Consider the following 11,333-nt stretch of genomic DNA (forward strand, 5'->3'; position numbering starts at 1 on the left):
TAACTCTTTTAAAACCTCAACATTATTAATTTATGATTTCTCTTTGATTTAAAAAGAATGTCTTAATACTCTTTTGCAATACTAAAACTATCCAGGTTCCTACAACAAACGGAAATGTTAATGGTATAAAATTGTACGTGTTCATAACAAAACTAACTACAAGAGACAAAGCCACGGCAACAAATGTCCATACTCCATCGATCGCTTTATTACCAGCGAAAACAATAGCACACAATACAGCATTGTAACTAAGCAGACCAGACATAATACTATCTGTAGGTGCATGATATAAACCTGCCAAAATACCTGCAATTAACGCTGCAACTAATCCGTAAAGCGCACGAATGGGTGAACTTACAAATACTCCAATAAAAAAGGCTGCACCTGCAAAAGTACTCCCCTGAAAGATAACCTGACCGTAACCTCTAAGAGCAAATGCAAAATCCTGCGATAAGACTGCATCACTCTTCAAATATTCTGATGCCGAAACTCCAATATTATTATTTAGTATGTAGATTAAAATCCAAGTGACTAGAATAAAAGGAAATGTAAATACGGGTATTTTTTTTACGCTAAACCAATGTTGTACAACTGCTGCCAATACTGAACCTATTATTACAGCTAACCAAACAAATAGATTAGATTCAAAATAAAACAAAAGCGCAACTCCTACCAAAGCGGGACTAAAACCATAAATACCTTGTGCGGTTTCGGTTTCATTAAAGCCTAAAAGTTTTGCGGTAATGGTACCAATAAAAACTGCCAGAAGTGCAGCAAAACCCATATGGAGTGATCCGTAAAAAATTCCGACGAAAAACAACAAACCGGTATAAGCGCTTTCCTGAAGCATAATTTGTCCTACACCTTTTAATAGTGTGATACTGAATGACAATTGTTTTTCCAATTTTTACTCCTTGATTAAATTTCCAGTTGTTCCTTTGGCTGTTAGTTCATCACTATTATTTACTTTTCCCTCACCAGTTTCTTTTAATATAAAACTAACTAAAATAGCTATAGCAATTCCGATAATCCAAAATGTACCTGCTTGTTGAAAGTGTAGTGCTTTATCCGTATTATCTGCCAAGGTTTTTCCAAATAAATGACTGAAAATTGGACTCAAAATAGTGGTAACTCCAAAAGTTATAAAATTTATAGCTCCGGTGGCACTACCTTTTACATTATCGGGATTTGCTTCTTTGATAATAGAATACGGAATCATTGCTGCTCCTGATCCAACTCCTAATAAAAACATACTAATTTTGGTTGGAAGTAATTCTGGAAAGTATAGCAATTGAACTAGGCTTAAAATCATGAATAATGCTCCGAACATTAATACTGGTTTTCGTTTTCTGATTTTATCTGTTATATAACCTAACAACGGACAACCAAATACCCAACCAAAAGCTACCATTGCACTCGAAATTGTTGCGGTATGAAAATCTAGAGCGCGATCTTTCTGAAAAAAATCGACTGCCCATGTCATTGCAAATATTGTAGTTGGTGCAAATAATAATCCCGAAATTATACCGCACAACCATGATTGCGGATTACTAAAAACAATTTTATAAGGACTTAGCAGACTTTGCTTTTTAGGAGTTACTGCTTCAATTTTTTCAGTTCTATTTGCAGGAGTTACAAAATAAAGTCCAAAGGCAACTATTATTGTGAAGACTCCAATCCACAACCAAAAAACGGTATTATCTATTCCTTTTTCGATCAATGGCCCTACAACAAATTGTCCTGCTGACCCGCCAAGCATTCCAAGACATTGGGTAAATCCTATTGCGGTCGCCAATGATTTTGCCGAAAATCCTTTACTGGCCAAATACACACAACCCGGAAATGCAAACGCACATCCCGCGCCTTGAAACAATCGCCCTGTAGTTCCGGCAACCTGACTTGAAATTAAAAATAGTAAACAACCTATTCCTAAAATAAGTGCCCCGGCAAAAAGTGAATATTTAGCACCAAATCTATCCAAGGCGATTCCGGCAATTAAACTACAGGTTGAATAGGTATAATAATAGGTGCCAATTATAGACACTAATCCTACCTCAGTTACAGAAAAACTATGCGAAAGTTCTGGAATCATTACTGCTGGCGCAGAACGTATTACATAATCTAAAAAATAAAACACTAAACCAAAACTCCAAGCAATGATATAATACTTGGTATACGACTTATTATCATTTGTATCCATCAAATCCATTTTTTATTAAAGTACAAATTTATAAACCTTCTTTTAGATGTTTGTAATTAGACTTAATTGTTTCGAAAACTTCGTCCATTTTTCCTCCAAGCATTAATTTGGTCATCGATTTTGCCATACCCGAAATTTGCGCCCAATCTACTTTTGGAGGCATTGCCAGTGCATTTGGGTTCGTAAAGACATTTAGTAAAACTGGGCCGTTAAATAAAAATGCTTTTTCGATGGCATCAACAACTTCTTCGGGTTTATGAACGTTTATACCTTGAAATCCCATTGCCTGAGCAATTAAACCAAAGTCCGGGTTTACCATATTGGTTTCATTATCGGGTAAACCGTTAACTTCCATTTCGAGCTTGACCATTCCTAAAGCGCGATTATTAAAAACAATAATTTTAATGGGTAAATTGTATTGATGAATGGTTGCCAAATCGCCCAAAAGCATTGATATTCCGCCATCACCACACATTGCAATAACTTGTTTTTCCGGATGTGATAAAGCTGCACCAATGGCCATAGGCATTGCGTTTGCCATTGAACCATGATTAAATGAACCTAACATTTTTCGTTCTCCAGTACCTTTAATAAAACGGGCTCCCCAAACGCAAGTCATTCCTGTATCTACCGTAAAAATGGCATCTTTATTGGCTAATTTATCGATAATATGAGCAAGGTATTCTGGCTGAATGGTATCTTCTCCTCCATTATCATCAATGTAAATGTTCATGTTTTCTTTTACACTGCTGTAGAACTTAAGTTGTGCTTGTAAAAAACTATCATCTTCTTTTACATTTAATAATGGCAATAAAGCCTCTATGGTATGTCCAACGTCTCCACATAAACCAAGATGAAGGTTAGCTCTTCGTCCTAAACGTTCTGTACTTGTGTCTATTTGAATGATTTTATTGTTTGTGGGCATGAATTTGTCGTACGGAAAATCAGTTCCTAATAACAATACTAAATGCGATTCGTGCATGCTATGATATGCCGATGGCTGACCAAGCAAACCTGTCATTCCAATTTCGTTAGGATTATTGGGCTGAATGCTCATTTTTCCTCGAAAAGAATATCCTACAGGAGCTTTTATGTGTTGCGATAATTGCACGACCTGATCGTGTGCTTTATCAGATCCAATTCCGCAGAACAAAGTTATTTTTGTACTCTCGTTTATAACATTTGCTAATTGTTGCAATTCAAAATCTGAAGGTCTGATTACTGGATTGCATTTAAAAAATTGGGTAGATATATTGCTTTCAACGGCTTTTAATTGAGAAACATCGCCCGGTAAACCAATAACTGCTACACCTTTTTTGCCCAATGCGTGTTGTATTGCTGTTTGTATAATTCGTGGCGCCTGCTCTGCGGTCATAATCATTTGATTGTAACAACTGCAATCATCAAAAAGTCGAATGGTGTTGGTTTCCTGAAAATAATCCATTCCCATTTCGTCTGTATTAATTGTCGAGGCTATGGCTAATAATGGTACATGAGAACGATGCGCATCATACAAACCGTTGATTAAATGTACGTGTCCAGGACCACAACTTCCGGCGCAAACTGCAAATCCGTCAAGTTCTGCCTCTGCTGCAGCTGCATACGCTCCTACTTCTTCATGACGTACATGAATCCATTTTATTTTGCCATTTCTGCGTATTGCATCATTAAAATGATTTAAACTATCTCCGGTAACTGCATACACGCGTTTTACTCCGGCTTCTACTAACATATCAACTAATTGTTCTGCTACTATCTTACTCATGAAATCTTTTTTTAGAATTAATACTTTTAGTGGTATTTATGGGTTTTGAATTCTTTATCGTATTGGATTTTAAAATTTGAGTACACAAGTTTCTAAAAGCTTAAAAGAAGTGTGCTTTTAATTAAAACAGAAAACTATAAAATTGATTTTTGCTCCAACTTATTTTCTATTTCCTGAGAATTACTTTTGGACAATATCTCTCGATCTGTTACCAACAAACCTTTGGTACCATCCCTTTCACAAAAAACGCCATAGATTATAGCTTTAAACTTTGGATCAGGATCATCAAAATGATACATCTGTTGCACTTGAAATTCATTCAAATTGATTTTGTCTTTACTATTTCTAACTTTTAAACAATCCTTTTTTAGAACAAAATTTTTGTTGTATCCTTGACAAATCAAACCTTCTAAAGCTTCTGTTAAGTTATTATATGGATTCATTTTGAGATTGTTTTTTAGTTTAATGAAACATAGAAAAATTTATGTATTGAATTTTATTTTGCAGTATTCTAAGTTAATCAATTATTTTCATTCCCTTTTCTCTAGCGTCTTTTTTAACTTTTTAATAATTTTAAAATCAATATAAATCATAAAAAAAAGCCTTCATAAATGAGGCTTTCCTTAACTTGTTAAATTTTTAATTAATGACGATCGTCGCGAGAATGCTTTTGATCTTTATTAGAATTTCCTTTTGAGTGCTTGTTATCATTTTTTGAATACTCTTTATTCGGTTTTTGTCTATTATCAGATTTATTATTTTTCTCTGGTTTGTTTCCTCTATTTTTTTGAGGTTTTCCGTGATATCCTTTTGGATAATTAGCTCTGTGTTTGTTATGATATGTATAAGGTGCATCTCCTTTATAATCATTTAAAACTACTTTATAACCTCCGTACAAATCATATTGTCTGTATCTTTCCGGAAGTCTGTTTTGACGCATCCATTTGCCGTTGTTATCATAAATGTACTGGCTTTTAGCAACGTCATAATATATATCGATATCTGGTAAATAATAATATCTGCTATCATCATTTCCTTGTGGTCCCCAATTTGGAGGAGTTCCAATGTTTACATTTATCGAAACTTGTGCGTGAGCAAAAACACTCATCAAGAGTATTAGTGCAATTCCTATTTTTTTCATTTTTAGTGGTATTAAGTATTAATATTATTTTAATACTAAGCGAAAGTAGTGCCAATAATCTGGCTTATCATACGCAATATACAGAACGACTACCATAATCGACGAATACGCCTTTTAACCCGACATAAACTTATTTAATAAAAAAACGCCTCAAATATTTGAGGCGCTTTTTGTCCTTAACAATTTTAATTTACCTGAGATTATTTTTCGTTTAAAAATGGCATTAACCTTACTATTTATCAAAAAATGCATTAATAAGTTTTTGATTTTGTATTTGGTGTAATGTAACCGCTTTTTTTCTTTCCTGCTGGTCAAAGTTCCTATTACAATTGGCAACTCGGCATTGTCGCCATGAAAGTCTACAAAAATAATATCGCCTATTTCAGGAATTATATGAGCACCTCTTTCATCGCCTCCGTAGTTTTGTAATAAGGGTCATCCAGAATAGTATCCTTTATTTTATCTAATCCTTAAGATGATTCTTCATTATTTAGAAGCAGTTATAACCGCCATATATATGGTTTAAAACATCATGAAAATTATCTCCTTTGTAATCTACAAACATTTCATAAGAGTTATTATCCATATAAAATCGAGTTTTATAATTATCTATTATAAAACGATTAGAATACATTTCTCCCGTTTCCTTATTTTTGATTTTAGGTTTAATTGAAATTTTTAAACTTTTATAGTATTTAATAATTTTATCTATACTTGTAAAATCAGCTATATCTTTTCGAGATTTATCAATAGAGTCTACAATTATATCTTTGTATAAAAGTGTATCATTTCTAAAAAGATAAGTTATAATCCTATTATTTAATTTATTTTTAAGATAATCTCTATTTCTTTTTTCTTTGATTGAATCCTTTCTGTAAAAATGCCATAATTGCGTTGGACATAATTTACCTTCTTCATTTTTTACAGGTTTCACATTTGAATACATATCAAATTTGATAACATATTTGAAACCTCCATTAATTTTATCATCTTCATCAGGAGTATAGACAGATGAGTATTTATAAAATCCATTATCTATGAGCTCCTTTTGCGTTACAACTTTATTCAGGTAATGATTAATTTTATCTTTTTTATTACAAGAAACTAGCATTACTAATATTAGTATTAAGAATATTATTTTTCTCATTTTGTTGTTAATTTTATTCCATAATCTTCTAATTCTTTTAAAATATCCTTGTTTTCTTTATAAGGAGCAGGATATGTCAATTCCTGAGGAGATATATAACCATTAGTGTTTTTTCGTTCATAATTTTCAACTTTGGTTGTTTGATCCAAATAAACTGGTCCTTTTATAGGATGAGTATATTCTGCAAGACTGAATCTTGGTTCTGCGCTTAATGCTAGTCCCAAAATTTTCATTGCTGTGTCTGCAATTATTGGTGCTTTACCTGGTATGAAACCTACGGATGATGTTGTTATTCCTAACAAGCTTAAGGTTTTATTTAGTTCATCACGGTTTTCTGCAACCTTTAGATTTGTATAATTGACATCGGTTCTACGGTTGCACAGTGATGCCTGTTTAATATATTCATGAAATTTTTTAAATACATAAATTTTTCCAGTTCTAAAGGTCACGGTTTTATTTTCTAAAATATCCCTATGCAATTCTTTAGCATGTATACAGACTTCTTTTTCTTTTCTTATTTTATATGAAGTATCAAGAAGATGTCTCTTTTCGGAGTAATCATAAATCAGTTTAAATTCTGTCAGTACTTTTTCGCCTTTCACTATTTTGCCTTTATTATCCATATAAATAGTTAAAGCACTTAAATAACATTTTCTTGGAACTTTGTCTATTGTAATATCTTTTGCAGAATCTGTAAAACATTTATTCAATTCTAATGAGGTTAGCGCTGTAATACAGTGCACTAAATTAATATCACCACTTTTAAAAACCATATTTACACTTTGTGTATAATACGCTCTAGATAATTCTCTAAATTGATATTCTTCCCAAGGTTCTGGCACTTCGTCTGGTTCGTAATTGCCTAAACTAATTGATGTTCCCATTTTTTATAATTTTTTGTGTGCTGTTTAATTCTATATTTCCGTATGTGGCGACTAACTTTATAGTCTCGCTAGTTTTTTCTATTTCTTTTGCTAAAACAACATGTCTTTTGTTTATTTTTAGAATGCTATTTTTGGCGTTTTTTATAATAGCCATAATTTTTAAGATTTAGTTGAAATTGCTGTTTTCTCCACTATTGGCATGAATTGTTTTTGAAGCTTTTAGTGTCATATCACCATTTGTAGCATTCAAGTTAATCTTTTGTGCAGTTTCAATATGTTCAGCTGAATTGATGGTTATTTTTTTATCAATAAGTTCCATTTTCTCATCGCCTTTTTCTATAATATTTCCTTCTGCTTTTATAAGAATATTATTTCTTGCTTCTTGGTTTATATTACTTCCTGCATCAATACCAATATTTTCTTTAGCTTCAATTTTTACATTTCTTCCAGCTGTAATAAAAACATCCTCACCAGCTTCAAGCTCTATATTTTTAGGCGCTTTAAATTTTATATTTCCATCACCATATAATACCGCCAAAGTTTGTCCCATTTTACTTTCTATGGTAATGTCGCCTTTATTATCATCTAAGATTAATTTGTTACCACTTCTGGTTTCTAACACCTTCAAATCATTATTTGGTGTACTGTAACCACTTTTTTCTTTCCCGCTGGTCAAAGTTCCTATTACTATAGGCAACTCGGCATTGTCGCCCTGAAAGTCTACAAAAACGGTGTCGCCTATTTCAGGAATTATATGGGCGCCTCTGGCATCGCCTCCGTATTTTTGCAATAACGGAATGTAAGGTGTAGTTTCGCCTTTGGCTTCTTGCCAAGGCATTTGTACTTTTACGCCACTTAGTCCGTCTGGGTCTGCGTTTGCAATTACAACTGCGGTTTGGCTTTTGCAATACGGCACTAAATCTGGGTTTGTTTCTGGCGAAAATACTGCACCGCTAATATTTACAGCGGTAAATTGGTTTTCGTAGCCACCGCCGTCATCGCAAATATGTGTTATTTGGGTGACGTTATACGAACTTTCAAGCCATTTGTCGACTCCTGTAATTCTAACATTACCTCCTACTGTAATACCCGGAACTTCACTCGAGGCGTTTATCTCCATCATTTTACCCATCGAGGCACGAATTTTGTTTTTTGAATACTCTTCAAGACTACTATTTCCGCTACCACCAACTGCATTTTGATTGATTTGTATGGTGGTTTCTTTATTAAAAACCTGATTCGACTTGTTGATATAATTTTGATGTGCGCCGTCGGTTTCGTTTCTATATTCTAAGGGGTTATCTGCAAAGAATTCTCCGGATCTATTGTCATTTTCAAGAACTTTAAACAAGGATGGAACTAATTTCATATCATAATAAAAATTATGCATGTTGATTCCGTATGCTAATTTTGGTACCACACTACTACCTCCGTACCCAAGAACCATCTTGTATCCATTATCAAAAAACCATTGTCCGTGACGTTTCGACAAACGGTTCAGAAATTCAAAATCGCTTTCGTTATACTGAACGGTGTATGCTAATTTTTCTTTAAAAAAAGGCTGAATATCCAAATCAATATCATATCCTGTTTTAATTTTACTTGCTATATCTGCTATAGTCATTTGAGTAAAAGAGTTTGTTTGCGCACCGTTATCTAAAATTATAGACCTGCTAAATCCTTGAATCAGTATGGTTTCTTCTATCTCATTTACTCGCGATTTTGTTAACTTTATGTTTGTTACAATTCCGCTAAACTGCAGGATATAATCATTAGGATTGCTTATTATCATTAGATCATCAAGCCCGGGTAATGGCTTAATATCAATGCTTATTTTTTCGCCAAAATAACGTTGAGAAACCGGCATTGCACTTTCGAACTCGCTTACGAGCAAATCTTGTCGTACTTCAATCGAAAATGTATGATGATCGTGTATTTTTTGGACTATTTGTAAATTGCTGAAATTATTAATAATCGTTTCACCAATTTTTATTGTGGTTACTGTTTGTAAAGCCATTTTTTAGAAGTTTTTATTTTTTAAGAATTTTTCCAATTGTTTTCAAATAAGGTGTTCCCTATTTTCATTTCATTGGAGGTAATTGTAATCTCTGTTCTCATTGGAACGGATCCTTCACTGCGAAAACTTTCGTGATAGGAAATACAATATCCATTCTTAAAAACCACATTCTTCATGGTGCTCATGGCATCTCTTCTAAAAAATTTAACTTTTCCGTCCTTTACACTGGTATTCGAAACCATCCAATCCGAAAACAAATCTGTTTGTGTACTTTCGACAATTAGTCTAATTTGTCCGCCTTTTGTTTTATTAGATGGCTTTCCGTTATTGTCGATACTTTGAGTAAAAGTGACGTCAAATTCTAAAACATTGAACGTTTCATTGTCTAATTCTAATTTTGCTAAAAAACTCATATATGTAGGTATTGATTATGCATTAAGTTGTACATAATTTTTATAACCTTAATCGATTAGAAAAGTGGTATTTAAGTAAATAAAATAGTATATAATTTAGTTGTGAATATAGCGAATATTTTTAAATGTAAGAAAAATATTAATTTAATATTCATAAAAATAAAAAACCCCGAAAGTCAATAATAGCTTCCGAGGTTTAAGGCCCAGTTTTCACTGAACAAGTATATTGCAAATTTATAAATATTTTCTTATAAAATATTATTTTTTAATAAAAAAAAACGCCTAAAATATTTGAGGCGCTTTTCGTTTTTAACAATTTTAATTTACCGTAGATTTAATATCTATTTCCATCCACCACCCAGAGCACGATACAAATCGACTACTGCTTGTAATTTTTGTAAATTATCGTTAACACCACTTAATTGTGCTGCTAAAAGGTTTTGTTCTGAAGTTAATACATCTGTATAATTGGTTGCAGAACTATATTCTAAAAGCTGTTGTGTAAAATCTACTGCTTTTTCTAATGCTTCAATTTGCTTTTCTCTTGAATCTTCTTTGTCAACAGCCATTTCGTATGCATATAAAGCATTCGAAACTTCCTGACCTGCTACTAAAAGACTTTGTTGAAAACTATTATAAGCCTGAACTTGTTTTGATTGTGCGTTTGTTAATCTTGCTTTGTTTATTCCCTGATTAAAAATTGGTTGTGTTAATCCTCCAATTAAAGAATAAAATATAGAATTATTAAAGAAATTCTCTAATTGCAAAGTCGATAATCCGCCACTTGCTGTAAGCGTCAAACTTGGATAAAAATAGGTTTTAGCCATGTTTGTGGTTTCAAAAGCTGTTCTGAAATTAAACTCCGCCTGACGAACATCCGGACGATTTTCTAACAATTGAGCCGGTAAACCTATAGCAATTTTTTCAGGAATTACCTGATCTCCCAAAACTCCTCTTTCGATTGGACCGGAAGCTTGGCCTAACAAGATATTAATGGCGTTTTCGGTCTCACGAATATTTCTTTTCAAATCTGGAATCAAAACCTCTGCAGCATGTTGGTTTGCTTCACTTTGTACTACTGCAGCACCGGTTACAATTGCTCCTTCTTTTAGGGCTTTTATAACCTCAACATTTTTAATACGACTTGCCAATGTTGCTTTTGTAATTTCTAATTGTTTATCATACGATATCAATAAAAAGTAATTATTGGCAATATCTGAAATTAATTGTGTTTGCACGGCTTGTTTTGCAGCATCTGTAGAAAGGTAAGTTGCCAAAGCTGCTCTTTTAGAACTGCTTAGTTTTCCCCAAATATCAGCTTCCCAAGAAGTACTTAAACCTAATTTATAGGTTGTAGTTAAGGTATTAATATTAATTCCCGGAGGAAAGTTTAATGCCGCTACTGATTGCTTGTTACGTGTTGCATTTGCATCTACATTTAAAGTTGGATAATAAGCCAACTTGGTTTGACGTAATGTAGCACGCGCCTGCACGATGTTTTCGATCGCATTTTTTAAATTCAAATTCTGATCTAATCCTTTTTGAATTAAGGCATTCAGTTTTTGATCTTTAAAAACAGTTTGCCAAGGCATATTGGCAATCGTAGTCGAATCGGCAGAAGCCTGATCTCTATACAACTTATCCGTCTCAATTGTCGATGGACGTTCGTATTTCTTAGTAATCGAGCACGCACTTAAAAGTGCGGCTGTGATTACTATAAGAATATATTTATTTGAACTATGAGTCATTTTTTCTTAATTAAATTA

Annotated in this window: 12 protein-coding genes; all 12 read right to left on the reverse strand. The window is 33.0% G+C overall.

Annotation, left to right across the window (positions count from 1 at the left end; genetic code table 11):
• Positions 1-25: 25 nt before the first annotated feature.
• Positions 26-904, reverse strand: a complete 879-nt coding sequence (locus IW18_RS21295; protein ID WP_052480265.1) for an urea transporter — start codon at positions 902-904, stop codon at positions 26-28.
• A 3-nt stretch (positions 905-907) separates the two neighbouring features.
• Entirely contained in the window at positions 908-2,200 is a 1,293-nt protein-coding gene (locus IW18_RS21300) for an MFS transporter (RefSeq protein WP_052480266.1), read from the reverse strand.
• 28 nt (positions 2,201-2,228) lie between these two features.
• Complete coding sequence (locus tag IW18_RS21305; protein ID WP_041520213.1) at positions 2,229-3,965, reverse strand: thiamine pyrophosphate-dependent enzyme; 1,737 nt, start codon at positions 3,963-3,965, stop codon at positions 2,229-2,231.
• A 134-nt stretch (positions 3,966-4,099) separates the two neighbouring features.
• Positions 4,100-4,408 (reverse strand): hypothetical protein, encoded by a 309-nt coding sequence (locus IW18_RS21310; RefSeq protein ID WP_041520214.1) that lies wholly within the window; start codon positions 4,406-4,408, stop codon positions 4,100-4,102.
• 200 nt (positions 4,409-4,608) lie between these two features.
• Entirely contained in the window at positions 4,609-5,106 is a 498-nt protein-coding gene (locus IW18_RS21315) for a hypothetical protein (protein ID WP_041520215.1), read from the reverse strand.
• Positions 5,107-5,256: 150 nt separating this feature from the next.
• Positions 5,257-5,499, reverse strand: a complete 243-nt coding sequence (locus IW18_RS23470) for a hypothetical protein (protein ID WP_394331637.1) — start codon at positions 5,497-5,499, stop codon at positions 5,257-5,259.
• 97 nt (positions 5,500-5,596) lie between these two features.
• Positions 5,597-6,253 carry a membrane lipoprotein lipid attachment site-containing protein gene (locus IW18_RS21320; RefSeq protein ID WP_041520216.1) on the reverse strand — a complete coding sequence of 219 codons (657 nt, stop codon included), beginning with the start codon at positions 6,251-6,253 and terminating at the stop codon, positions 5,597-5,599.
• Complete coding sequence (locus IW18_RS21325; protein ID WP_041520217.1) at positions 6,250-7,137, reverse strand: hypothetical protein; 888 nt, start codon at positions 7,135-7,137, stop codon at positions 6,250-6,252. Before IW18_RS21325 ends, IW18_RS21320 begins: the two co-directional genes overlap by 4 nt.
• Positions 7,121-7,291: a hypothetical protein gene (locus tag IW18_RS23255; protein WP_160113223.1), complete on the reverse strand. Its 171-nt coding sequence runs from the start codon at positions 7,289-7,291 to the stop codon at positions 7,121-7,123. The genes IW18_RS21325 and IW18_RS23255 overlap by 17 nt, the downstream gene beginning before the upstream one ends.
• Before the next feature lie 12 nt (positions 7,292-7,303).
• On the reverse strand, positions 7,304-9,154 hold the full coding sequence (locus tag IW18_RS21330) for a phage baseplate assembly protein V (protein WP_041520218.1): 1,851 nt from the start codon (positions 9,152-9,154) through the stop codon (positions 7,304-7,306).
• 20 nt (positions 9,155-9,174) lie between these two features.
• On the reverse strand, positions 9,175-9,567 hold the full coding sequence (gene tssD / locus IW18_RS21335; protein ID WP_041520219.1) for a type VI secretion system tube protein TssD: 393 nt from the start codon (positions 9,565-9,567) through the stop codon (positions 9,175-9,177).
• A gap of 341 nt (positions 9,568-9,908) precedes the next feature.
• Positions 9,909-11,315 (reverse strand): efflux transporter outer membrane subunit, encoded by a 1,407-nt coding sequence (locus tag IW18_RS21340; RefSeq protein ID WP_041520220.1) that lies wholly within the window; start codon positions 11,313-11,315, stop codon positions 9,909-9,911.
• Positions 11,316-11,333: the final 18 nt, after the last annotated feature.

The sequence above is a fragment of the Flavobacterium hibernum genome (assembly GCF_000832125.1).
Lineage (GTDB): Bacteria > Bacteroidota > Bacteroidia > Flavobacteriales > Flavobacteriaceae > Flavobacterium > Flavobacterium hibernum.